This window comes from Amycolatopsis methanolica 239 (genome assembly GCF_000739085.1).
Classification (GTDB): Bacteria; Actinomycetota; Actinomycetes; order Mycobacteriales; family Pseudonocardiaceae; genus Amycolatopsis_E; species Amycolatopsis_E methanolica.
Genome location: NZ_CP009110.1, coordinates 3,919,589 through 3,943,005, shown reverse-complemented (window position 1 = coordinate 3,943,005; position 23,417 = coordinate 3,919,589). Strand labels below are relative to the sequence as shown.

Sequence of the window (23,417 nt, the reverse complement as noted above, 5' to 3'; positions counted from 1 at the left end):
GAACCCGATGAGGACACCCCCGATCGTCTCGCGACAGGAGTGGCAGGCCGCGTGGGAGGAGCTCCTGGTCAAGGAGAAGGAGCTGACCCACGCGAAGGACGCGATGGCCGCCGCGCGCCGTCGCATGCCGTGGACCGAGGTGGACCGGGACTACCGGTTCGACGGCCCGGACGGGCCGGTGGACCTGCTCGGCCTGTTCGACGGGCGCCGCCAGCTGATCGTCTACCGGGCGTTCCTCGAACCCGGCGTGCACGGCTGGCCCGCACACGCGTGCGTCGGCTGCTCGATGGTGGCCGACCAGGTCGCGCACCTCGCCCACCTCAACGCCCGGGACACCACGCTGGTGTTCGCCTCACGCGCGCCGCAGCCCGACATCGCGCGGGTCACGGCGCGGATGGACTGGACGATGCCCTGGTACACCATCCTGGACGACTTCGACACCGACTTCGGGGTGGCCGAATACCACGGCACCAACGCCTTCATCCGCGACGGCGACCGCGTGTTCCGCACCTACTTCGTCAACAACCGCGGCGACGAGGCGATCGGCGGCACCTGGAGCTACCTCGACATCACGGCGCTGGGCAGGCAGGAGACGTGGGAGGACTCGCCGGAGGGATATCCGCAGACGCCGCCCTACGAGTGGTGGCACTGGCACGACGACTACCCGGCGCGTCAGCCGTCGGTCTGAGGCATTTGTCGCGCCGGACCGGGATCGCGCGCCGCACGCGGCCGGGTGCGGGAAACGGGTCGCCGTGCCTCGCGCACCTACGTGCGGATGAGGGCGAACCGCTGCGCGAAACCCGGCATGCGGTCCCGGCGCGTCGAACTGCCCGCCGACATCCCCGCCGCGCGATCCGGAAGCCGCCCAGAGGATCCCGGCGTGGACGGGAGCCTGCTGCGGCCGAGGTCGCGCGGGCCGACGTGGTGGTCGCCGCCGCGGGACGGCCCGGTCTGGTGCTGGTCGAGCGGATCAAGCCCGGCGCGGTCGTGGTGGACGCCGGCTACGCCGACAACCGCGGCGACGTCAAGTTCGCTGCGGGCCTCGCACATCACCCTGGTGCCGGGCGGCGTCGGCCCGATGACCATCGCGACCCTGCCGGCGCAGACGCTCGTCGCGGCGCGCCGGCACGTGGCTCAGCGGTAGCGGAACCGGGCCAGCTGCGGCGGGACGAACAACAGCAGCAGCGAGTAGTAGCCGGCGGCGGGCACCAGCGCGGACAGCGCGAACGCCAGGACCAGGGCGGCGGAGGCGCCCACCGAGCCGAACACCCAGCGCCCGTCGATCATCGAGGCGTCGTGGGCCAGGCCGCGGGTGCGCCGGACGTACAGCGTCATCGCCGTGAGGCACAGCGTGTTGGCCAGCACCGTGCCGATGTAGAACAACACCGCGAACCGGTCCGCGCCGTAGGCGCCGGTCACTTCGGTCGGGAACGGCAGCACCGCGACGGTCAGCAGCCACGCGATGTTCAGCCACACCAGAACCACGTCGACGTACCGGATCTGCTCGAACAGGTGGTGGTGGCTCAGCCACTGGTGGGCGATCACCACGAAGGTGAGCAGGAAGCTGGCGATCTCCCAGCCGTTCTCGCTGATCGCCGCGGCCGCGGGCCGTCCGTCGCCCAGCAATCCAGGCACCGAGTCGACGAGGGGGAGCACCAGGAGCGTCATCGCGATCGCGACCACGGCGTCGGAGAAGAAGACGAGCCGCTCGGCTGGTCGCGGCCGGCCGCTCACGGACCCTCCGACCGCCGCGCCGCCTGCCGGGCCACCTGCCGCAGCCAGCGGTGCGCCTCGTCGTGTTCCTTGCGCTCGTCCCACCACATGATCTCCACGATGGGCGGCGGGTCGCCCGGACACTCCAGGATCCGCAGGTCCGACCGGCCGGCCAGGTAGCGAGTCAGCCGCCGCTGCATGACCGCGATCCGGTCGGTCCCGGCGATGAAGTACGGCGTCGCCTGGTAGCTGTCCACCCGCACCGCCACCCGCGGGCGCGTGGACAGCCTCGCCATCAGCGGCCCCAGCGGCGAAGTGGCCGGGTAACCGCCGTCCGGGTGGTGTGGCACCACCCACGGCAGCCGCTCCAGGTCGGACAGCTCCAGCCGGTCGCCGACCGGGTTGTCGGCGGACACCACGCACACCCAGCGGTCCCGGAACAGCTCCAGCGAGTTGATCCCCGGCGCGTGCAGCTCGGGCTTGGCGGCGCAGATCATCGCGTCGATGACACGCAGCGCCTCCGGGATGTCGGCCGGCAGCCGCTCCCGCACCACCCGCACGTGCATCCGGATGTTCGGCGCCGCGGCGTACATCGCCGCCGACAGCTGCTCCCCGTAGGCGGCGAGCACGTAGTCCGGCATCAGCAGGGTGAACTCGCGCTCCGAGGACTCCGGGTCGAACCCCGGCGTGGTGGCGAACAACCGCTCCAGGCTGGCGCACAACGGCTCCACCTGCCCGGCCAGCTGCGCCGCCAGCGGGGACAGCACGTACGAGCCGCGGGACCGGATCAGCAGCTGGTCGTCGAAGTGGCGGCGCAGCCGGGACAGCGCCGCGCTGGCCGTCGGCTGGCTCACCCCGACCCGCTCGGCCGCCCGGGTCACGTTGCGCTCACGCAGCAGCTCACGCAGGAACACCAGGAGGTTCAGGTCCAGACTCGCCAACGACAACGGGCGTCGTGTCACCTTGCGGACGGCCGAACCCATGGATCCATTAGCAGCCGGGCGAGATCGGGTGTCAAGGATCTTGTCGTGTGGCGGAAAGGAACTCCCGCAACGCCCTGGCGGTCTCGGCGGGACGCTCCTCGGCGAGGTAGTGGCCGCAGTCCAGCGCCAGACCGGTGACCCGCGGGGCCCACGGCCGCCACACGGCGAGCACGTCATCGGTCCTCCCGAGTGGTCCGGCCGCACCCCACAGCACCAGCGTGGGGCAGGCGATCCGCCGACGGCCCCGGTCGGCTTCGTCGTCGACCCGGTCCACGGTGGCGCCCGCACGGTAGTCCTGGCACATCGCGTGCACGACCGACGGCCGCCGGTAGGCCGCCCGGTAGGCGCGCAGCGCGGGCTCGGCGAAGATCCCGTCCGCGCCGCGCAGGAAGAACGCGTCCGGGTCCGCGGCGATCAACCGTTCCGGCAGGTCACCCGGCTGGGCGAGGAAGAACCAGTGCCACGCTGACCTGGCGAACTCGGCGTCCACCGTGGCCAGCACGTCGGCCGTGGGCAGGATGTCCAGCACGGCCAGCGCGGTCACCGCGTCCGGGTGGTCGAGCGCGAGCCGGTAGGCACAGCGCCCGCCCCGGTCGTGCCCGGCGACGGCGAAGCGGCGGAACCCGAGCCGGCCCATCACCGAGACCAGCTCGCGCGCCATCGCCCGCTTGCCGAACGCCGCCAGGTCCGCGCCCGGCGCCACGCTGTCCCCGTAACCGGGCAGGTCCGCGGCGATCACCGTGTGGTCCCGGGCCAGCTCGGGCGCGACCAGGTGCCACATGGCCGAGGTCTGCGGGTAGCCGTGCAGCAACAGCACCGGCGGGCCGCTGCCGCCGACGCGCACCCGGACGCGCCCGCCCGCGGGCGTCGCCACGTCCTGGCAGGTGAACCCGTCGAACACGGTCAGATCCCGTACCAGGCCGCCGCGTTGCCCGCGAGCACCGCCTCCGCCTCGGCCGGGGTCAGCGCGTCGAGCAGCCGCTGCCCGCTGCCGCCGTGGTCGTGCGGGTGGTCGCTGGCGTGCATCAGCATCGAGCCGGCGCCGACCATGTCCAGCGCCTCCCGCACCTGCGCGGGGTCCCGCGGCAGCTGCGCGGGCGCGGTGGTCAGCCGGATGTGCCGCGCCACCACCTCCGACGGTTTCGCGCCCAGCCACGGCACCTCGCGCCACACGCCCTTCCAGTCCTTGTCGAACCGCCACAGCAGCGCGGGCAGCCAGGAGAACCCGCACTCCAGCAGGGCGACCCGCAGGTCCGGCAGTTCCGCGAAGACCCCCTCGGCGACCAGGCTGGTGAGCTGGGCCTGCACGAGCATCTGCGAGTTGCCCACGTAGTCCTCGAGGTAGGTGTGGGTCAGGCCGGTGCTGGTGGGCGCGTTCCCGATCCGGCCCCACGCGTGCAGGCCGACCACCAGGCCGCGTTCGGCGGCGGCCCGCAGGATCGGCCGGTGCCGCTTGTTGCCCCACGGCGCGTCCGTGCGCACCGGCAGCAGCACCTGCACGATCCCCGGGTGGTCGCCGATCCGTTCGATCTCGGCGGCGGCGGCCTCGGCGTCCAGCGTCGGCACCACCATGCTGGCGCGCAGCCGGTCGTCGGTGCTCAGCCACTCCGCGACCAGCCAGTCGTTGATCGCGCGGGTGAGCGCCGCTTCGTAGTAGGGGTTGCGGTTGCAGTGGAACGACGTCGTGCACACCAGGATCGCCGCCCGCAGCCCGTCGAGCAGGCCGGCCCGCACCGCCGCCGCGTCGTGGGCGGGGGTCAGGCCCGCGGCCCGCGCGGCCGGGGTGGCGCTGGTGGGCGCCGCCGGGGGATAGGCGCCGCCCTGGTGCGGGGACAGCATCAGGCCGCCCTCCAGCACGTAGCCGCGCCAGTAGGGTTCCAGGTAGGGCACCAGGTCGTTCAGCGACGACGGTCCACAGTGGATTTCGGCGTCGATGCGGGTGGTGCCGACCGCGGCGGTCATGAGGCCTCCGGCAGACCGTAAAGCCGGCACGCGTTGACGCCCATGACGCCTTCGCGCAGCGCGGCGGGGAACAGGCGCGGCGCGTGCCGCGGGGAGTCGAAGTCCCAGTGCGGGTAGTCGGAGGCGAACATGATCCGCTCGTCCATCCCGAGGTGGGCCAGCGCCTTGTCGAGGTCGCGCGGGTCGTCGGGCTCCTCGATCGGCTGCGTGGTGAACCAGAACCGCTCGCGGATGTACTCCGACGGCGGCTTGACCAGGTGCGGCACGTCGCCGCGCAGCTGCTCCCACGCGTCGTCCAGCGCCCACATCAACGGCCCGGCCCAGGCGATGCCGCCCTCCACGCAGATCACCTTCAGGTCCGGCAGCCGGTCCAGGACGCCCTCGCAGAGGATCCCGGTGACGAACGCGGCCATCAGGTTGCCGTTCCACACGTGCTCTTCGAGGTAGAACGACGGCCACCCGGCGCCGCGGTGCATCTCCAGCCCGCCGGTGTGCGCCGCGACCGGCAGCCCGGCCTCGGCCGCGGCCTCGTAGATCGGCCAGTACCGGCGGCGCCCGAACCCGAGCTCCCCGCCGGTGGACAGCAGCACCTGCACGAACCGCGGGTCGCCGGCGTGCCGCCGGATCTCCTCGGCCGCGAGGTCGGGCGCCTCGATCGGGATGGCGATCGACCCGCGCAGCCGGGGTTCCGGCTCGAGCAGCGTCTCGATCTGCCACTCGTTGAGCGCCCGGCACAGCGCGGCGGCGTACTCCGGTTCCTCGGCGCCCCAGCTGTGGCTCTGCAGCGGGATCAAGATGCCGTGGGTGACGCCGAACTCGTCGAGCAGCTGGTCCCGGATCATCCCCAGGTCGCTGCCCGGCGGCCCGCCCTCGGGCCAGGAGTCCAGCCGGAAGCCCGCATTGCGGACCCGCGGGTAGATCTCCGGCGGACCCGGCACCCGGCTGCCGAACAGGTCCCACCGCGCGCGGTGCTTCTCCGGCAGCCGCTCCCGGATGGCGGCGGCCGGGGCCGCCGGATGGATGTCGGTGTCGACGATGGTGTAGCCCGTGCGGCCGGGCGTGCTGCCGGGCCGCCCGGCGATGGCAGTGCTGGTCACCGGTCACCTCCCTTGTCGCCAGGGCGTGCTCCGCCGCTGGTGTCCACGACCACGTAGGCGTCCTCCACGTGCACCGGGTACGTCTCGGCGACGTACGGGCCGGGGATGCGCCCGTTCTTGCCGCGCTCGACCGACACGTCGTAGGTGCGGGCAGGCGGTTCGTCCGGCCCGAGGAACGACTGCCCGGTCTCGAGGTCGTACTCCCAGCCGTGCCAGGGGCAGGCGACGAGCGAGTCGCCGTCGTCCTGCCGGACCTCACCGGGCGCGGCGGAGGTCAGCCACGGCTGGGTGGCCCCGAGGCAGAGCGGGCCGCCCTGGTGCGGGCAGTGGTTGTTCAATGCGTAGAAACGGTCTCCGACCCGGAAAACCCCGATCGACCGCCGGCCGGCCTGCACGATCCGGCGCTCTCCCGGCGGGAAGTCGTCGAGCCGGGACACCACGATCCTCATGGTGTGCCACGGTAGAGATCGCCACGGGTCGCGCGGAAAGTGAAAGTTTCGATGAAGAGCATCGGCGAGCCCGATAGTGGCGCATGTGGACCCGTCTCACCGTGCCGTGATTTCCCTTGTCCAGCAGGGGAAACTCCGCTCCGGCGGGGAACCGCCGCTGGACCCTCGCCTGCGGCGGCGGGAAACCGGGGACCTTGACGGGGGCGATCGGCTCGGGTCAACCTCTTCCCCAGCCGGTCACAGGGTGGTGGCCGGCAGGAGGAACGAGGAGAACCATCGTGTCCACTCCATCGCCGAGTCCATCGTTGCCCCGGCGGGCATTCCTGAGGCGTTCCGCGCTGACCGCGGCGGCCGTGGCCGCCGGGCCGGCCGTGTTGTCCGCGTGCGGCGCCGGCCCGGCGGCGGGCGGGGGCGGCAGCGGAACGGCGACCTTCCTGAGCATCCTGCCGCTGGAAACCCTGTCCATGTCCCCGGAGCTGCTCGCCGTCGCGGGCGGCCACTTCGCGCGGCATGGGCTGGACGTCACGCTGCAGGAGGTCAAGGGATCGCCGCAGGCCACGCAGACCCTGATCGCCGGTGTCGGCGTGGTCGCGCGGCTCGGGCAGATCGACCTGATGACCGCGGTCGCCGAATCGAACCAGCCGCTGGTGAACATCGGCACGCTGTGCCGCGGTTCCGCGGTGCGCGTCGTCTACAGCAAGCAGGCCCCGCTGGAGAAGCCGCAGGACTTCGTCGGCAAGACCATTGGGGTCAGCTCCGAGGGCGGCACCAGCAGCAAGATCGTGTCGCTGGTGCTGGCCAACTCCGGGCTGGACCCCAAGAGCACGCCACGCCAGGTCACCGGGCTCACCCCGGGCACGTTCAACCTGGTGCAGCAGGGCCGGATCGCCGGGTACGTGGTCAGCATCGACACCGCGAACATCGTGCAGTCGCAGCACGCGGACGCGGGCGTGTTCGACCCGGGCACCGTGGTGAAGTCCGATTCGCAGATCTACGTCACCACGGCCGACGTGATCGCCAAGCACCCCGACACGTTGCGGGCGTTCATGGCCGGGATCCGCGATGCGGTCGCGGAGTACGTGGCCGACCAGGACTTCGGCAAGACGATCGGGACGCTGCGCGGCAAGTACTCCTTCGCCACGCTCGACGACGACGCGATCGCGCGCAAGAGCCTCGGCATGATGCGTGACCTGTGGACGGGCAAGGACCCGTCGCGGCCCCTGCTGGTCACCGACCCGGCCGCGTGGACCGCCGGCTACGACGAGCTGACCAGGGCGGGCCAGGCCAAGCCTGGCGGCGACGCCGCCAGGTGGTTCGACAACAGCTTCCTGCCTGCCACCACCACCTGATCGCGAGGAGACGCATGTCCGCGCACCACGCCGAGACGCTCACCGCGGCCCCGCGGCAGGCCGCACCGCCGAAGCTGGAGCTCGCCGGTGTCGGCAAGGAGTTCCGGTCCAAACGCGCCACTACCCGCGCCCTGCATGACATCACGCTGACGATCAGCGATGGCGAGTTCGTGTCCGTGATCGGCCGCTCCGGCTGCGGCAAGACGACCCTGCTGCGCACCCTCGCGGGGCTGCAGAGCCCGTCCGAGGGGCAGATCCTCGTCGAGGGCCGGTCGCTGTGGAACGGGTCCAGAGTGGACTCCTCCGTGGTGTCCGAACTCGGCGTGGTCTTCCAGGACGCCAACCTGTTCCCGTGGTACTCGGTCGCCGACAACATCGCGCTGCCCCTGAAGCTGCGGGGCGCGGGCAAGCGTGAACGCCGGGAACGGGCCCACGAGCTGGCGAAGCTGGTGGGGCTGGCCGGGTTCGAGAAGTCCTACCCGCGCGAGCTGTCCGGCGGGATGCGGCAGCGCGTGGCTATCGCGCGGGCGCTGTCCACGCGGCCGAAACTGCTGCTGATGGACGAGCCGTTCGGCGCGCTGGACGCGCTGACCCGGGAGCGGATGAACGCCGAGCTGCAACGGATCGCGCTCGCCACCAAGGCGACCGTCGTGTTCGTCACCCACGACATCACCGAGGCGGTGTTCCTCGGCGACCGGGTGGTGCAGCTGAGCCCGCGGCCGGGCCGCATCAGCGAGATCCGCATGGTGGACTTCCCCAAGCCGCGTGATTTCGACGTCCAGACCGAGCCGGAGTTCGGCAGGATCGTGCGCGAGCTGCGGCACGCCCTCGACAGGCAGGAGTGACCCGGTGAACAGGGAACGTTTCGGTAGGTGGCTGCCGTGGGTGAGCACCCCGCTCATCCTGGTCGTGTTCTTCCTGCTGTGGGACGTGTTCGTGCGCGTCAACGGCATGTCGGAGCTGGTGCTGCCGCGGCCGGGCACCGTGTTCGCGAGCCTCGGCGAGCTGGTCACCACCGGCGACACCTGGTACCACGCGCGGGTCACCGCGATCGAGACGATCAGCGGGTTCGCGATCGCCCTGGTCGCCGGGGTCGCGGCTGGCGTCGTGCTGGGCAAGGTGCGGTGGATGGAGCGCAGCCTGCGGCCGCTGATCGTGGCTTCCCAGGTGGTGCCGAAGGTGGCGCTGATCCCGCTGTTCGTGATCTGGTTCGGCTTCGGCATCACCTCGAAGGTGATCATGGCCGCGATGCTGGCGTTCTTCCCGATCATGCTCAACGTGCAGCTGGGCGTCCGCTCGGTCGAGGCGGGGCAGCGGGACGTGATGCGCAGCCTCAACGCGAACCGGTGGCAGACGTTCAACCACCTGGAGTTCAAGAGCACGCTGCCGTACGTGTTCGCCGGCATGGAGGTCGGGATCGTGCTGGCCATCATCGGCACCATCGTGGGGGAGTACCTCGGCGGCAGCGAGGGGCTGGGCTACCTGGTGGTGCGCACGCTCAACGCGCTCGACGCGCCCGCGTTGTTCGCGGTGATCATCCTGTTGTCGGTGCTGGGGCTGCTGCTGTACTTCGTGGTCAACGGCCTGAAGCGGTTCTTCATCCCGTGGCACGAGTCCGTCTACAGCATGCGGGAGACCAATGCCTGAGCCGGTGTTCGAGGCGGACGTGGCGGTCGTGTCCCGGCGGGTGGAGTCCGACGGCGTCGTGTCGCTGGAGCTGGGCGGCGCGGATCTGCCCGCGTGGGATCCGGGCGCGCACATCGACGTCGTGCTGCCGAACGGACTGGTGCGGCAGTACTCGCTGTGCGGTGAGGACGGCCGCTGGCGCATCGCGGTCCTGCGTGAACCGGACAGCCGCGGCGGGTCGGCGTGGATCCACGACCACGCGCACCCGGGCACGACCCTGCGGATCCGCGGGCCGCGCAACAACTTCCCGCTGCTGCCCGCGCCGCGATACCTGTTCGTCGCCGGCGGGGTCGGCATCACGCCGATCCTGCCGATGGTGGCCGCGGCGGAGGCCGCCGGCGCGGACTGGACCCTGCACTACGGGGGCCGCAGCCGGACCTCGATGGCGTTCGTCAAGGACCTGGAGTCCTACGGCGAGCGGGTCGTGGTGACGCCCGAGGACGAGGCGGGGATGCTCGACCTGGACGCGATCCTCGCCCCGCCACGGGAATCCACTGTGGTCTACTGCTGCGGTCCGGCCGGGCTGATCGACGCGGTCGAGACCCGGTGCCAGGCCTGGCCGCCCGGTTCGCTGCACGTCGAACGGTTCACCGTGGTCGAGCACGGCGGCGAGGCGCACGAGTTCGAGGTCGAACTGCGGGCCAGCGGGATGACGGTCACCGTGCCCGCGGAGCTGTCGATCCTGGAAGCGGCCGAGAACGCCGGGGTGCGCGTGATCTCCTCGTGCACTGAGGGGATCTGCGGCTCCTGCGAGACGACCGTGCTGGACGGCGAGATCGACCACCGCGACTCGGTCCTCGACGACGACGAGCGCGACGCCGGCGACGTGATGATGATCTGCGTGTCACGTTCGAAGGGCGCCCGCCTGGTCCTCGACCTCTGAGTCGTCGGGGACCCACTCCAGCAGGTCGCCGGGCTGGCAGTCGAGCACCCGGCACATCGCCTCCAGCGTGGAGAAGCGCACCGCCTTCGCGCGGCCGTTCTTGAGCACCGCGACGTTGGCCGGGGTGATCCCGACGCGTTTGGCGAACTCGCCGACGCTCATCTTGCGCTTGGCGAGCTGGACGTCGATGCGCACGACGATCGGCACTCAGATCACCGCTTCCATGTCGGTGCGCAGCGTGGTGGCCTGCCGCAGCAGCGCGCGCATCACGACCATCAGCAGCCCCACGGCGACCCCGACCACCAGCAGGAACAGCACCACCGGGAGGCCGGGGTCGTCGGCGTTGAAGCCGACGTAGAGGAAGACCGCGACGAGCACGGCCCACCCGGCGGCGATCGCGCCGACGATCACGTTCACCCAGCGCATCGAGGCTTCGCTGAAGATGCGGTCCTTGCGGACCATCGTGAGCAGCCGCCACATCGCGAGATCACCACCTGGACGCACAGCACCCAGAACACGGTGACGGCGGTGGCCGGCCACCTGAGGTAGGCCATCTCGGGGTCCTCCCGTGCCATGTGGGCGAACTGCCCCGGCAGTGACATCACCTGGAACAGCACCAGGATCCCGAACAACGCGACGAGGAAGATCCGGAGGAGGGGGACGACCCAGCGTTCGGCGAGCATGCGCCGAGTATCGTGCGGTATCTATCGAAAATCAATGTATTCCTGTCGTTTTACGGCGGCCTCCGAGCATTGATGATCAGTATTGACTCACATTGTGGGTCTGTGCTCATAATGTGGCGACAGTGCAACGAGGCACGAGCGACGGGACAACCGCATGTCAGACACCGCAATACTGATCAACACCGGGGTCACGGTCGCGGCCATCGTGGTGTTGATCGTCCGCTTCCGGCTCAACCCGGTCATCGCACTGGTGCTCGGCTCCTGCTACCTGGGGCTGTCCACCGGGCTCGGCGTGAGCAAGACGGTGGAGGAGATCACCGCCGGCTTCGGCGACGTGATGGCCGAGATCGGCCTGCTCATCGCGTTCGGCGTGCTCATCGGCGCGATCCTGCGTGATCTGCGGGCGATCGAACGCCTGGTGGACAAGCTGCTCAAGGTGTTCGGCGAACGCCGGATCCCCTACGCGATGGCGCTCACCATCGCCACCCTGCTGCAGTCGATCTTCCTCGACGTGCTGCTGGTGATCTCCGGGCCCCTGGCCAGGGGGATCGGCAAACGACTCGGGCCACGCGGCGTCGCGCGCATGGCGACGGCGCTGGCGATCGCGCTGGAATGCGGCATCGTGTTCACCGTGCCCGGCGTCGGCGCGCTGGCACTGGCCGGGCTGCTGCACGTGCCGCTGGGCAAGTACCTGCTGTTCGGGCTCGTCGTGGTCATCCCGACGGTGACCATCGCGATCGCGATCATGTCGGTGCTCTTCGCCCGCGGCTGGTGGGACCCGGCCAAGGACGAGATGGCCGACGAGATCGTTGCCCCGGAAGCGCGGCCGCAGGGCGGCCCGGGCACCGTGGCCGCGGTCGACCTGCGCAAGCCGCCCGCGCTGCCGGTGGTGTTCAGCCCGCTGCTGGGCGCACTAGTGCTGATCGCGACGGGCGCGGTGGCCGAGATGCTGGAGTGGTCCAACCCGGTGGTGGCGTTCCTGTCCAGCCCGGTGGTCGCGCTGCTGCTCGGCCTCGTCGGCACCTGCCTGATCGGACGGCGGTTCATGGGACAGCCCGCGGTGGAGTCGGCGCTCGGCTCTGGCCTGCGGGACAGCGGGCAGATCCTGCTGCTCAACGGCGTGGGCGGCTGTCTCGCGGCGGTGCTGGCCGCGGCCGGGCTCGGCGACATCCTCGGCAAGTACTTCTCCGCCAACACCTGGGCGCCGCTGCTGCTGGTGTGGCTGATGGCCGCGGTGCTGCACATCGCGGTCGGGTCGGTGACGATCTCCGCGATCACCTCCGCGGGCCTGCTCGCCCCGATCGCGCCGTCGCTGGGCCTGGACCCGGTGCTGATCGCGCTGTCCGCGGGCGCCGGATCGCTGTTCATGGTCCACCTGACCAGCAACACCTTCTGGCTGCTGCAGTCGCTGCTCGGCCAGACCACGCGCGGCGCGCTGAAGACCGTCTCGGTGGGCGTCTCGGTCGCCTCCGTGGTGGCGCTCGGTCCGATCCTCGCGCTCAACCTCGTCCTCTGAGAACGGGAAGGAACAGATGGACACCGAACACGCACACCTGCCGCTGCGCGGCGTCCGCGTGCTGGAACTCGGCAACTACATCGCCGGGCCCACCGCCGCGCGGCTGCTCGCCGACCTGGGCGCCGAGGTGATCAAGGTCGAGCGCCCCGGCCGCGGGGACGAGCTGCGCAACTGGCGGCTCTACGCGGGCACGGTGTCCATGCTGTTCCACACCGTCAACCGCAACAAGAAGTCGATCGCGGTCGACCTGCGCACCGGCGAGGGCCGGGACATCGTGCTCGACCTCGTCCGGCGCTGCGACGTGGTGATCGAGAACTTCCGGCCAGGCACGCTGGAGAAGTGGGGCCTGGGGCCGGCGGAGCTGGAACGCGCCAACCCGGACGTGGTGCTCGCGCGGATCTCGGCGTTCGGGCAGACCGGGCCGCTGGCAGACCGGCCCGGGTTCGCCGCCGTGGCCGAGGCGATGGGCGGAATGCGCAACCTGGTGGGCGAGGCCGACCGGCCGCCGTCCCGGGTCGGGGTGTCCATCGGCGACTCGATCGCCGGGCTGTACGCCGCGTTCGGCGTCATGGTCGAGCTGTACGAGCGGGCCGTGGTGCCCAGCAGGCGGCCGCTGCGGGAACGGGTGGTCGACGTGGCGCTGCACGAGGCCGTGTTCTCCACGATGGAGTCGCTCGTGCCGGACCACCTCGCCTACGGCGTCGAGCGGCGGCGCGTCGGCGGGCGGATGGAGGGCATCGCGCCCAGCAACGCCTACGAGTGCGGCGACGGCGCGAGCGTGGTGATCGCGGGCAACGGCGACTCGATCTTCCGCCGCTACATGCTCGCGATCGGCCGCCCCGACCTGGCCGACGACCCCGGGCTGGCGGACAACGCGGGCCGCTGGGCGCGACGCGACGAACTGGACGAGGCGATCGCGGAGTGGACCCGCGGCCGCGACCGCGACGAGGTGCTCAAGGTGCTCGACGAGGCCGGCGTGCCCGCCGGCCCGATCTACACGGCGGCCGACATCTGCGCCGACGAACAGTACCGGGCGCGGGCGATGATCCAGCCGCTGCCAGTCGACCCGGGCACCGGCGAGGAGGTGCCGATCGGGTTCCCCGGGGTGGTTCCGGTGATCGGCACCGAGTCACTGCCGTTGCGGACACCCGGGCCCAAGCTCGGCGAGCACACCGACGAGATCCTGCACCTGCTCGGCCGGAAGGACACCGGAAATGACTGACCTGCGGGACGTGACGTTGCGGGACGGCCTGCAGCTCACGGGGAAACCGCTGCCGACCGCGCGCAAGGTCGCGGTGGTCCGGGAACTCCTCGACGCCGGGGTGCCGAGCGTCGAGATCGGCTCGATGGCGCGGCCCGACCTGGTGCCGCCGCTGGCCGACACCCTCGACCTGATCCGCGCGCTGGACCCGGACGAGCTGGCGCGCTGCTGGGTGTGGGTGGCCACGCCCCGGCACGTCGAGCGCGCGGCGGAGGCAGGGGCGGTCAACTTCCAGTACTGCCTGTCCGCCTCCGATGCGCACAACCGGGCCAACATCGGTCGCTCCACAGAGGACAGCCTGGCGGCGATGCCCCGGGCGGTGGCGGCCGCTTCGGCTGCGGGTGGCCGGATCCAGCTGTGCATCGCCACCTCGTTCACCTGCCCGTTCGAGGGAGCGGTGCCCGAGGAACGGGTGCTGGCGATCGCGCGGGACCCGCGCGCCGAGGGCGCCAGGGACATCGTGCTGTGCGACACGCTCGGGCAGGCCGTGCCCACGCAGGTGACCAGCCTGGTCGCGCGGGTGGCCGCCGAGATGCCGCCCCGCCGGATCGTCTACCACGGGCACGACACGTGGGGCCTGGGGGTGGCGAACACGCTCGCCGCGCTCGCCGCCGGAGCGTCCGAAGTGGATGGTGCGCTCGGCGGGCTCGGCGGGTGCCCGTTCGCGCCCGGCGCCAGCGGCAACGCGTCCACCGAGGACCTGTTGTTCGCGCTGCGGCCGTCGTGGCTCACGCCGTCGTCGTTCGCGCGGATCGTGCGGTTGTCCGGTGCGCTGCTGGACGAGCTGGGCGAACCCAACCGGTCGCGGGCGGCGCAGGGGGCGCGCACCAGCGCGACGGCCTTCCCGTGGGCGCTCGGCGCGGAGGTGAGCTGCCGGTGAGGTTCTCCGTCACCACGCCGCTGCCGGAACCCGGGATGACGCTGCTGCGCGAGGCCGGCACGGTGGTGGTGCCGGAGCGGCCGCCGGATCTGGCCGCGGTGTGCGCGTCGGGGGAGTACGACGTGGTCGTGGCGCAGCTGACCGACGTGTTCGACGCCGACGTGCTGGCGGGGGCGCGGCTGCGCGGCATCTCCAACTACGCGGTCGGGTACGACAACATCGACGTGGCCGCCGCGACCCGGCGCGGGATCCGGGTGTGCAACACGCCGAGCGTGCTCACCGACGCGACCGCCGACGTGGCGATGCTGCTGATCCTGGCGAACGCGCGGCGGTGTGTGGAGGCGGACGCGTTCGTGCGCGCCGGGCGGTTCACCGGGTGGGAGCCGTCGCTGCTGCTGGGCGGGGATGTCAGCGGGGCGTCGCTGGGTCTGGCCGGGTTCGCCCGCATCGCGCGGGCCGTGGCGCGGCGGGCGCTCGCGTTCGGGATGACGGTGCGCTGCACCAGCCGGCGGCCCTCGACGAGCCGGGTGTCGAGCGGGTGGACTGGGACGAACTGGTCGAGCGGTCGGATTTCCTGTCGCTGCACGTGCCGCTGACCGCGGAGACCCGGCACCTGGCCGACGCTTCCGTGCTGCGGCGGATGAAGCGCTCGGCGATCCTGATCAACACCGCGCGCGGCCCGGTGGTGGACGAGCGTGCCCTGGTGGAGGCGTTGCGGAGCGGGGAGATCGCGGGCGCCGGGCTGGACGTCTACGAGGACGAGCCCCGGCTGGCTCCCGGCCTGGCGGACCTGCCCAACACGACGTTGCTGCCGCACGTGGGCAGCGCGACGCGGTCGGTGCGGGCGAAGGTGGCGGAGTCGTGCGCCCGCAACGCGATCGCGCTCACCGCGGGTGAGGCGGTGCGGATGGTGAACCCGGAGGCCGCGTGAGGCTGGTGGCCGCGCCAGCGCGCGGGTGCCCGGGCGATCGCCGCGCGGGCGGGGCGGCTATCAGCGACGGCGCGCCGGTGCGCGGGAGGTCAGCGCCGCGGGGACGATTCACCCGGCGCCGAGCTGCTCAGGCCGGGTAGCGGCCGCCCAGTGCGCGCGTGATCCGTTCGGCGTGCTCGACCAGCACGTCGACCCACTCGAGGCACTTCTCGTACGGCATGCGCATCGTCGGGCCGCTCACCATCAGCGCGCCCACCAGGTCCGCCGCCGAGTCGAACACCGGCGCCGCCAGGCCCGAGGCGCCGTCGACGCGCTCGCCGACCGTGATCGCGTACCCGTCGGCCGCGGTCTGCTTGATCAGGCGCCGCAGCTCGTCCCGGTCGGTCACCGTGCTCTCGGTCAGCTGCGGCAGGTCCTCCCGCAGCACCTCGTCGGCCAGGCCGGGGGACCAGGCGAGCAGCACGCGCCCGGACGAGCCGACCGTGATCGGCGCGATCTTGCCGACCGACATCTCCCGCCGCAGCGCGTGCCGCGTCTCCGCGACCGCGATGCACACCCGGTGACGCCCCTCGGCGCGGAAGAAACACGCCGTCTCGCCCGTGGCGTCCCGCAGGTCCTTCAGCACCGGGTTCACCACCGACAGCACGTCGAGGTCCTTGCCCGCCGCCGCGCCCCAGTACGCCATCCGCACCCCGAGCCGGAACCCGTCCCCGGCGCGGTCGAGGAAACCGTGCGCCACCAGGTTCGTCACCAGCCGCTGGACCGTCGACTGCGGCAGCCCCGTCTTGTGCTGCAGCTCCCGCAGCGTCAGCGAGGGCTGGTGCAGCGTGAACGCGTCCAGGATGTCGACGATCTTGCCCAGTACGAGCAGCGGACGCCGACCGCCCTCACCGTCCGCCCTGCGCTCGTCCGCGGTGCTCATACCGAAAAGGTACGGCAACGGCCTCAGCTCGGCGCGCCGTCGGGCTTGTCGGTCCAGTTCGCGCGGCACAGGTAGAGCGTGATGGGCGCGGTGTAGCCGTAGCGGGCGCCGAGCGCGTTGTACTCGGTGACGTCCACCCGCCCGGCTACGTAGTGGTCGGTGGCCGTGCCGACGGCGGTGTCGCTGTAGGTCGGCGTGCCGGGGCCGGAGCCGTCGTCGGCGATGCCCCAGAAGCGGCCCATGTAGTAGGCCGCGCAGATCTTCACGTCGAGCAGGTACGCGCCGGCCGTGCCGCACTGCGTGATCGTGGTGCCCGGGTCGACGGGCTGGCCGTGCCCCATCCCGCTGATCTCCTAGTACTCGACCTTGCCGCCGTAGACCCGGTGCCGCTGTCCGGCGACGGTGTCGGTCACGTCCGGCGTCTGGTCGGTGCCCGCGACATCGGTCCACTGCTCGACGAGTCCGGTGGCGTTGCGCGGGGCGACGGTGGTGTCCGCGGTGCCGTGCCAGATCGACACCAGCGGGTGGGCGCCGGAGTGGTCGGCGGCGGCGCCCACCTTGTCGCCCCACTGGGCGGGGGGGGGGGGGGGCAGGTCGGTGCCCGGGTTCATCCAGCTGAAGGCGGTGGAGGTCGCGCAGCCGTAGGGCAGCCCGGCGACGATCCCGCCGCCCGCGAACACGTCCGGATAGGCGGCGAGCAGGACCGCGGTCATCGCCCCACCGGCGGACAACCCGGTGACGTACGCCGACGACGAGCCCAGGTCGGCCTTGGTGCGGTCGGCCATCTGCTTGACCGACAACGCCTCACCCGAGCCGCGGCGAGTGTCGGCCGGCTCGAACCAGTTGAAGCAGCTGTTGGCGTTGTTGGCGGAGCTCTGCCGCGGGAACACCACCGCGACGCGCCACTGGTCGGCCAGCTTCATCCAGCCGGTCCCGGTGGCGTTCTGGGTGCAGCCGTGCAGCGCCCACCCCGCCCTCGGCGCGACGATGACGGTGTGGGGAGCCAACAATCCCGCCGGCCGCTCCACGGCCGACGTCCTGGCTACAACGGCGGGCGACATCCGCGCCGAGGGCGGGCAGGTGACGGTCCAGTGCGTCGAAGGCGAGCTGTACACGATCTCCGGCTACCGCGGCGACGGCCGCATCTTCTACGAGCGCGGTTTCGTCGGCTTCGGCTCGACGGCCACCCTGCGGTGGGTCTACCCGCGGGGCAACAAGGACGCGCTCGACGGGCCGGTGAGCCGCACGGTGAAGACGTTCCGGGCAGGCGACCTCAGCCGGCCGCACTGATCGCCCCTGGGGCCGCGGCGCCTGGTGGACCCCCGCCCGGATTCCGGTGATCTCCTGGACAACCGGTCACGGAATCAGCACCATGGGTGCTTGATCGACGACTGGGGGTTGCCGTGGAAGTGATGCTCACCGTGACGGCGGAACGCGCCGGGGACGAGGCGCGGTCCCTGCGGGAGTGGCTGCTGGGCCAGGACGAGCTGCGCGGGCGTGTCCGGCTCGTGGAGTCGCCGCCGGAACCGGGGCGGCTCGGTTCCGTCGTGGAGACCCTCGCGGTCGCGCTCGGGCCGGGTGGCGTCGCGACCGCCGCGGCGACCGTGGTGATCGCCTGGCTCCGCCGCCGCACGTCGGACGTGACGATCACCGTCAACAAGCCGGACAGCGACTTCGAGCTGTCCGCCACCAACGTGAAGGGCGTCGACGCCGGCGAACTCGCCGAACTCACCCGGCGGGTGTCGGCCGAGCTGGACGGCGGGGACGAGACCGCCGCATGAACCTGGGCTCGGCCGGAACCCGGGTCCTGCTCGTCGGCACGGGCACGCACGCCGAGGGTTCCCGGCTCCCGCCGGTCCCCGCGGTCGGGGCCACGCTCACCGCGCTGGAAACCGCTTTCCGGGAGCGCTGCGGAGTGCGGCCGGAGAGCCTGCCGGACCCGATCCTCGACCCGGATCCCATCGAGTTCGGCAACGCCCTCACCAAGGCGGCGGCCGAGGCCGAGGACGTGTTCGTCCTCTACTACGTCGGCCACGGCCTGGTCAGCCCGGGCAACAAACTGCACCTGGCCACCCGCGAAACCGACGACCTGAGCACCGGCCTGGCGTTCAAGGCCCTGCCGTATTCGGCGGTCGAGGACGCCCTCACCCTGTGCCGGGCCCGCACGATCGTCGTCGTCCTCGATTGCTGCTTCGCGGGCCGCGCGCACGGCTCGTTCGGCACGTCGGCGAGCGACGCGTTCGAACTGGCCTCGCTGGGCGGCGCCTACGTGCTCGCGTCCGCGGCGTCCGACGAGCAGGCGCTGGCGCCGGAGGGCGAGCCGCACACCGCGTTCAGCGGCGCGCTGCTGACCCTGCTGGCGGAGGGCGATCCCGCCGGGCTGCCCGACCTGACCGTGGAAGCCGCCTACCGGCACCTCCGGCGCGTCCTGCCGTCGCGGAACGTGCCGGCGCCGGTCCGCCACCTCAGCGGGCAGGCCGGCGACCTCGTCCTGGCCCCGAACCCGGCCGCCGCGCCGCCACGGCTCCCGGTTCCGCGCACCGACGGGCAGCCGCAGGCCGACCAGCCCTGCCCGTATCGCGGACTGGACCCGTTCACCGCCGACGACACCCGGTTCTTCTTCGGGCGCGAACAGCTCACCCGGGAACTGCTCGACGACCTGGCCGCGTGGTCCGCCGAACCCGGCCCGGTCGCCGTGGTCGGCCTGTCCGGCGCGGGGAAGTCCTCGCTGCTGCGCGCGGGTCTGCTGCCCGCCGTCGAGCGCGGCGAACTGCGCGTGCCCGGCTCGCGCACCTGGCCGCACATGCTGCTCTCCCCGGGCGAGGACCCGCTCGGCAACCTCGCCGCCCGGCTGGCCGCGCCGGCCGGCCTGACCCCCGAGGCGATCCGCGCCGACCTCACCGCCGATCCGGCCCGGCTGGCCGACGTCCTGCGCCGCGCGCTGCGGCACCAGGCCGGCGGACGCGACGTGCCCGGCGGGCGGCTGCTGCTCGTGGTCGACCAGTTCGAGGAACTGTTCACGACGTGCGCCGACGAGGACCGGCGGCGGGCCTTCGTCCGCGCGCTCACCGCGGCCGCCGAGGAGACCGCACTGGTGGTGCTCGGCCTGCGCGCGGACTTCTACGCCCACTGCCTCGCCTACCCCGAACTGGCCGGGGTGCTCAAGGACCGCCAGCTGCCGGTCCCGGCGATGACCTCCGCCCAGCTGCGCGACGCCATCGAAAAACCCGCGACAGCCGCGGGCCTCCAGCTCGAACCTGGCCTGACCGACCTGCTGCTGCGCGACGTGCGGGCCGGCGGCGACTTCGGCGCCGGCACCCTGCCGCTGCTGTCCTACGCCCTGCTCCTCACCTGGCGGGCGCGGCAGGGCCGGACGCTCACGCTCGCCGGCTACCAGGCCACCGGCGGCGTGTGGGACGCCATCACCCGCCAGGCCGAGACCATCTACAACGGACTCGACGCGGACGGTCAGCGGGCCGCGCGGCTGATGCTGCTGCGGATGGTGAGCGTCGGCGACGGCACCGAGGACACCCGGCGGCGGGTCCGGCTGTCCGAACTGGACGCCGGGGCCGCGGCCGTGCGCGACCGGTTCGCGGCCGCGCGGCTGGTCACCGTCGACGGCGACACCGCCCAGATCTCCCACGAGGCCCTGCTGCGCGCCTGGCGGCGCCTGCGGGAGTGGATCGACACCGACCGGGCCGGTCTCGTCATCCACCAGCGGCTCGCCGAATCCGCCCGGCTGTGGGACCGGGACGGGCGTGACGCGAGCGCGCTCCACCGGGGCAACCAGCTGCAGCTGGCGCGCGACTGGGCCGCCGACCACCCGGAACAGCTGGACGAGCTGAGCACGCGGTTCCTCGACGTGAGCGTGCGCGCCGACCGGCGACGACGGCAGGTCCGCGCCGTGGTGAGCGGCGCGCTGGTGGTCCTCCTCGTCGCCGCGCTGGTCGCGGCCGTGCTCGCGGTGCAGGGCCGCAACGAAGCCAGGGCCCAGCAGCGGACGGCGACCGCGCGCGCCCTGATCGACCGGGCCGAGAGCGCCCGCGACACCGCGCCGCAGCTCGCGCTCATGCTCGGCATCGCCGCCGACCGGCTCGACAGCACCGCCGACAGCACCGCAAGCCTGGTCACGAGTCTGCTGGACCCCTACGCGGGAACCCTGGAGGCGCACACCGCCCCGGTGTCGGCCGTGGTGTTCAGCGGCGACGGGCGGCGGCTCGCGACCAGCGGCATGGACAACCGGATCTTCCTGTGGGACACCGCCGATCCGGCCCGCCCGCTGGGCGAGATCACCGACACCACACCCTCGAACGGGTTCCTGTTCGGCCCGGACGGCCGCACGTTGTTCGTCGGTGAGTTCACCGGCCGCGTCAGCGTGTGGGACGTCGCCGCCGCGCCGGTGCGGGTGGGGGAAGTGGCGACGGGCGGCGGTTACATCACCGCGGCCGCGCTCGACCCCGGCGGCACGGTGTTCGCCACCGGCAGCGCCGACGGCGCGGTGCGGCTGTGGGACGTCGCGGACCGCACCCGGCCGCGCCTGCTGACCACGCTTACCGGCTACCCGGACCAGATCGGCGCGATGGCGTTCAGCCCGGACGGCGGCGTGCTGGCGGCGGGCGGCTACAACCCGGAGCAGCCGAAGGCCGCGGGCGTGGTCCTGTGGGACGTGCGGAACCCGGCGGCACCCCGGGAGGCGGGCCGCCTCGCCGACCAGGACGGCGGGACCGGGGCGCTGGCGTTCAGCCCGGACGGCCGCGTGCTGGCCGTCGGCGCCGCCGCGACGATCGGTCTGTGGGACGTCGCCGATCCCGCCCGGCCCGGCCGGCTCGGCGACCTGACCGGCCAGGTCAGCCCGGTGCGGACCATCCGGTTCGAGGGGCCGCGGCGGGTCGCGGCGGCAGGCTACGACCACTCCTGGACCGCCTGGGACATCACCGATCCCGCCAAGCCCGGCCCGTCGCGGAGCAGGCTCGGCGGCGGGCAGTCCAACTGGACCAACGCGGTCACCCTCAGCCCGGACGGCGAGATCCTCGCGGCGGCGAGCGCGGAGAACACCGTGCTGCTGTGGCGCCGGGACGCCGACGCCGGGATCGGCGCGCTCGACCACTACCTCAGCGTCCAGCAGGGCGCGGTCCGCGCGGTGCGGTTCAGCCCGGACGGCAGGCTCGCCGCGGTCGGCAGCGGGGACGGGACCGTGGGCCTGTGGGACGTCACCGACCGCGACCGGCCACGCGGGATCCGCCGGGTGTCGGGCCACACGAACTGGGTCGACGCGGTCGCCTTCGCCCCGGACAGCCGCACGCTCGCCAGCGCAGGCGAGGACGGCGTGGTGATCCTGTGGGACGTCGGCGATCCGGCGAACCCCCGGGAACGGGCCCGCGTCACCGAAGCGATGGCGCCGGCGTCCACAGTGGACTTCGATCCGAGCGGGCGGCTGCTCGCGGTGGGGACGGGGAACGGTTCGGTGAGCTTGTACGACGTCGCCGACCCCGGCTACCCGGCTAGGGTCGCGGTCGTCCCGGCGCACCGGGCGCTCGTGTCGGCCGTGGTGTTCGGCGACCAGGGACGCGTCCTGGCCACCGGCAGCTACGACGGAACGGGCTCGCTCTGGGACCTGTCGGCCCCGGCCGCGCCCCGCGAGCTGTCGAAGTTCACCGCGCACACCGGCCGCTGGTACGCGCTGGCGCTCGACCCGGCGGGCCGGACCCTCGCCACCGCGAGCGAGGACACCACCGTCATCCTGTGGGACGTCCGCGATCCGGCCGCGCCACGGGTGCTGGGATCCCCGCTGGCGCGGCACACCGGCCGGGTCCGGTCCGTCGCGTTCAGCCCGGACGGCCGGATGCTCGCCACCGGCAGCGAGGACCAGACCACCCGGGTCTGGGACGTCACCGACCCGACGTGGCCGGTGTCGATGGTCCGGCTCAGCAGCCAGCAGGCGATGATCATCACGGTGGCGTTCAGCCCGGACGGTCGGACCCTCGCCACCGGCGACGGCGAAAACCGGGCGTACCTGTGGGACACCGGGGAGGTCGTCGACATCCGCGAGCACGCGGTGGAGCAGGCGTGCCGGCGCGCCGGGCGGGGCCTCAACCCGGACGAGTGGCGGCAGCAGGTGCCGGACCTGCCGTACCAGCAGACGTGCCCGTGACCGCCCTCAGGCAGCGTTCGCCCTGCCGCCGCAGGGCTTCGGCGAGTTCCGGTGGGCCGTCGGCGAGTGTGAAGGCCGCGTCGACCGAGGTGATCATCCACACCAGCGCGTGCAGGGTGTCGGCGCCGACGTGCAGCAGGCAGCTCGTGTCGTCGACCGGTTCGAGCGTGCCGGTTCCCGGCCAGCCCCGGCCGGCCACGGCGGTCGCGGATTCGTGCAGCACGACCGTCGCCCGGCAGGGCCACATCCGCGACGACAACTGCCGCTCCAGGTACACCGCCACGTCCCCGCACGGCGGCTCCCGCGGCGTGAACCGGGCTCCGCCGGGGGACTTCGGCGTCACGCGGTCCACGCGGAAGGTCCGCCAGCCGTCGCGGGCGACGTCCCAGGCGACCAGGTACCACCGCCGTCCCCAGCTGACCAGCGAGTGCGGCTCGACCTCGCGGCGGGACGCGGCGCCGGTGTGGTCGGCGTAGTCGAACCGGAGCCGCTCGTGACGCCGGCACGCCTCGGCGATCGCCACCAGCGTCCCGGCCGGCACCTGCGGCCCGGGGGCGAGCCCGGCCCGCACCGTCGCCTGCTGGAGGGTGCGCACCCGGTGCCGCAGCCGCGACGGCAGCACCTGCTCCAGCTTCGCGAGCGCCCGCACCGCGGTCTCCCCGATGCCCGCGACCGAACCACCGGCCGCCGTGCCCAGGCTGACCGCCACCGCCACGGCTTCCTCGTCGTCGAGGAGCAGCGGCGGCAGCGCGGCGCCCGCGCCGAGCCGGTACCCGGCGGCGCCGCGCGTCGCGTGCACCGGATAACCCAGGTCGCGCAAGCGGTCCACGTCCCGGCGCACCGTGCGCGTGCTGACGCCGAGGCGCGCGGCGAGTTCCGCGCCCGCCCAGTCGCGCCGGGTCTGCAGCAGGGACAGCAATTCGAGCAGCCGCGCCGAGGTCTTCGACACCC

24 protein-coding genes and 2 pseudogenes are annotated in these 23,417 nt (G+C 72.7%); 13 read left to right on the top strand and 13 right to left on the bottom strand.

The window, feature by feature from the left end:
• The first annotated feature begins 7 nt into the window (after nt 1-7).
• Entirely contained in the window at nt 8-688 is a 681-nt protein-coding gene (locus AMETH_RS19175) for a DUF899 domain-containing protein (RefSeq protein WP_026153164.1), read from the top strand.
• A pseudogene (locus tag AMETH_RS42130) lies at nt 595-972 on the top strand (hypothetical protein); the annotation flags it as partial. The gene AMETH_RS19175 and the pseudogene AMETH_RS42130, both read left to right, overlap by 94 nt.
• A 162-nt stretch (nt 973-1,134) precedes the next feature.
• Here the strand turns inward: AMETH_RS42130 and AMETH_RS19165 are convergent.
• The 6 genes from AMETH_RS19165 to AMETH_RS19140 form a co-directional block, all read right to left on the bottom strand.
• Complete coding sequence (locus AMETH_RS19165; RefSeq protein WP_017982748.1) at nt 1,135-1,734, bottom strand: TMEM175 family protein; 600 nt, start codon at nt 1,732-1,734, stop codon at nt 1,135-1,137.
• Complete coding sequence (locus tag AMETH_RS19160) at nt 1,731-2,660, bottom strand: LysR family transcriptional regulator (RefSeq protein ID WP_223842863.1); 930 nt, start codon at nt 2,658-2,660, stop codon at nt 1,731-1,733. Before AMETH_RS19160 ends, AMETH_RS19165 begins: the two co-directional genes overlap by 4 nt.
• A 67-nt stretch (nt 2,661-2,727) precedes the next feature.
• Nucleotides 2,728-3,597, bottom strand: coding sequence for an alpha/beta fold hydrolase (locus tag AMETH_RS19155; protein ID WP_017982746.1), 870 nt, complete (start codon nt 3,595-3,597; stop codon nt 2,728-2,730).
• A gap of 2 nt (nt 3,598-3,599) precedes the next feature.
• A complete protein-coding gene (locus AMETH_RS19150) occupies nt 3,600-4,658 on the bottom strand; it encodes an amidohydrolase family protein (RefSeq protein ID WP_017982745.1) in 1,059 nt (352 codons plus the stop codon).
• A complete protein-coding gene (locus AMETH_RS19145; protein ID WP_017982744.1) occupies nt 4,655-5,755 on the bottom strand; it encodes an amidohydrolase family protein in 1,101 nt (366 codons plus the stop codon). Before AMETH_RS19145 ends, AMETH_RS19150 begins: the two co-directional genes overlap by 4 nt.
• A complete protein-coding gene (locus AMETH_RS19140; RefSeq protein WP_017982743.1) occupies nt 5,752-6,204 on the bottom strand; it encodes a Rieske (2Fe-2S) protein in 453 nt (150 codons plus the stop codon). Before AMETH_RS19140 ends, AMETH_RS19145 begins: the two co-directional genes overlap by 4 nt.
• A 278-nt stretch (nt 6,205-6,482) precedes the next feature.
• Here AMETH_RS19140 and AMETH_RS19135 point away from each other — a divergent pair, with 278 nt between their 5' ends.
• From AMETH_RS19135 to AMETH_RS19120, 4 genes are read left to right on the top strand one after another with little or no spacing between them, the layout of a single operon-like run.
• The gene (locus tag AMETH_RS19135; RefSeq protein WP_026153163.1) at nt 6,483-7,553 is read left to right on the top strand and encodes an ABC transporter substrate-binding protein; all 1,071 of its coding nucleotides are present in this window, start codon (nt 6,483-6,485) and stop codon (nt 7,551-7,553) included.
• A 14-nt stretch (nt 7,554-7,567) separates the two neighbouring features.
• Nucleotides 7,568-8,398, top strand: a complete 831-nt coding sequence (locus AMETH_RS19130; RefSeq protein ID WP_017982741.1) for an ABC transporter ATP-binding protein — start codon at nt 7,568-7,570, stop codon at nt 8,396-8,398.
• A 40-nt stretch (nt 8,399-8,438) separates the two neighbouring features.
• Nucleotides 8,439-9,200, top strand: coding sequence for an ABC transporter permease (locus tag AMETH_RS19125; RefSeq protein WP_017982740.1), 762 nt, complete (start codon nt 8,439-8,441; stop codon nt 9,198-9,200).
• On the top strand, nt 9,193-10,122 hold the full coding sequence (locus AMETH_RS19120; protein WP_017982739.1) for a PDR/VanB family oxidoreductase: 930 nt from the start codon (nt 9,193-9,195) through the stop codon (nt 10,120-10,122). The genes AMETH_RS19125 and AMETH_RS19120 overlap by 8 nt, the downstream gene beginning before the upstream one ends.
• Here AMETH_RS19120 and AMETH_RS19115 read toward each other — a convergent pair.
• From AMETH_RS19115 to AMETH_RS42650, 3 genes are read right to left on the bottom strand one after another with little or no spacing between them, the layout of a single operon-like run.
• Nucleotides 10,084-10,329: a helix-turn-helix domain-containing protein gene (locus tag AMETH_RS19115; protein WP_017982738.1), complete on the bottom strand. Its 246-nt coding sequence runs from the start codon at nt 10,327-10,329 to the stop codon at nt 10,084-10,086. The genes AMETH_RS19120 and AMETH_RS19115 overlap by 39 nt on opposite strands.
• On the bottom strand, nt 10,330-10,602 hold the full coding sequence (locus tag AMETH_RS40405; RefSeq protein ID WP_020486707.1) for a DUF2975 domain-containing protein: 273 nt from the start codon (nt 10,600-10,602) through the stop codon (nt 10,330-10,332).
• Nucleotides 10,536-10,676, bottom strand: coding sequence for a hypothetical protein (locus AMETH_RS42650; RefSeq protein ID WP_410468234.1), 141 nt, complete (start codon nt 10,674-10,676; stop codon nt 10,536-10,538). The genes AMETH_RS40405 and AMETH_RS42650 overlap by 67 nt, the downstream gene beginning before the upstream one ends.
• Before the next feature lie 283 nt (nt 10,677-10,959).
• Between AMETH_RS42650 and AMETH_RS19105 the strand changes: the two genes are divergently transcribed.
• From AMETH_RS19105 to AMETH_RS42645, 4 genes and pseudogenes are all read left to right on the top strand, one after another.
• Entirely contained in the window at nt 10,960-12,321 is a 1,362-nt protein-coding gene (locus tag AMETH_RS19105) for a GntP family permease (protein ID WP_017982737.1), read from the top strand.
• Between the two features lie 16 nt (nt 12,322-12,337).
• Nucleotides 12,338-13,543 (top strand): CaiB/BaiF CoA transferase family protein, encoded by a 1,206-nt coding sequence (locus AMETH_RS19100; protein WP_017982736.1) that lies wholly within the window; start codon nt 12,338-12,340, stop codon nt 13,541-13,543.
• Nucleotides 13,536-14,462: a hydroxymethylglutaryl-CoA lyase gene (locus tag AMETH_RS19095; protein WP_017982735.1), complete on the top strand. Its 927-nt coding sequence runs from the start codon at nt 13,536-13,538 to the stop codon at nt 14,460-14,462. Before AMETH_RS19100 ends, AMETH_RS19095 begins: the two co-directional genes overlap by 8 nt.
• Nucleotides 14,463-14,497: 35 nt before the next feature.
• Nucleotides 14,498-15,393: pseudogene (locus tag AMETH_RS42645) on the top strand (2-hydroxyacid dehydrogenase).
• A gap of 127 nt (nt 15,394-15,520) precedes the next feature.
• Here the strand turns inward: AMETH_RS42645 and AMETH_RS19085 are convergent.
• From AMETH_RS19085 to AMETH_RS40395, 3 genes are read right to left on the bottom strand one after another with little or no spacing between them, the layout of a single operon-like run.
• The gene (locus AMETH_RS19085) at nt 15,521-16,315 is read right to left on the bottom strand and encodes an IclR family transcriptional regulator (RefSeq protein WP_017982734.1); all 795 of its coding nucleotides are present in this window, start codon (nt 16,313-16,315) and stop codon (nt 15,521-15,523) included.
• Nucleotides 16,316-16,338: 23 nt separating this feature from the next.
• Entirely contained in the window at nt 16,339-16,656 is a 318-nt protein-coding gene (locus tag AMETH_RS40400) for a hypothetical protein (RefSeq protein ID WP_017982733.1), read from the bottom strand.
• Between the two features lie 12 nt (nt 16,657-16,668).
• Complete coding sequence (locus AMETH_RS40395) at nt 16,669-17,238, bottom strand: extracellular catalytic domain type 1 short-chain-length polyhydroxyalkanoate depolymerase (RefSeq protein ID WP_051962083.1); 570 nt, start codon at nt 17,236-17,238, stop codon at nt 16,669-16,671.
• A gap of 13 nt (nt 17,239-17,251) precedes the next feature.
• Here AMETH_RS40395 and AMETH_RS40390 point away from each other — a divergent pair, with 13 nt between their 5' ends.
• The 3 genes from AMETH_RS40390 (at nt 17,252) to AMETH_RS19065 (ending at nt 22,466) form a co-directional block, all read left to right on the top strand.
• Nucleotides 17,252-17,605, top strand: coding sequence for a hypothetical protein (locus AMETH_RS40390; protein WP_223843291.1), 354 nt, complete (start codon nt 17,252-17,254; stop codon nt 17,603-17,605).
• A 122-nt stretch (nt 17,606-17,727) separates the two neighbouring features.
• Nucleotides 17,728-18,096: an effector-associated constant component EACC1 gene (locus AMETH_RS19070; RefSeq protein WP_017982730.1), complete on the top strand. Its 369-nt coding sequence runs from the start codon at nt 17,728-17,730 to the stop codon at nt 18,094-18,096.
• Nucleotides 18,093-22,466 carry a caspase, EACC1-associated type gene (locus tag AMETH_RS19065; protein WP_017982729.1) on the top strand — a complete coding sequence of 1,458 codons (4,374 nt, stop codon included), beginning with the start codon at nt 18,093-18,095 and terminating at the stop codon, nt 22,464-22,466. The genes AMETH_RS19070 and AMETH_RS19065 overlap by 4 nt, the downstream gene beginning before the upstream one ends.
• Here AMETH_RS19065 and AMETH_RS38750 read toward each other — a convergent pair.
• The gene (locus AMETH_RS38750) at nt 22,405-23,415 is read right to left on the bottom strand and encodes a helix-turn-helix transcriptional regulator (RefSeq protein ID WP_017982728.1); all 1,011 of its coding nucleotides are present in this window, start codon (nt 23,413-23,415) and stop codon (nt 22,405-22,407) included. The two genes, AMETH_RS19065 and AMETH_RS38750, sit on opposite strands and share 62 nt — an antisense overlap.
• Nucleotides 23,416-23,417: the final 2 nt, after the last annotated feature.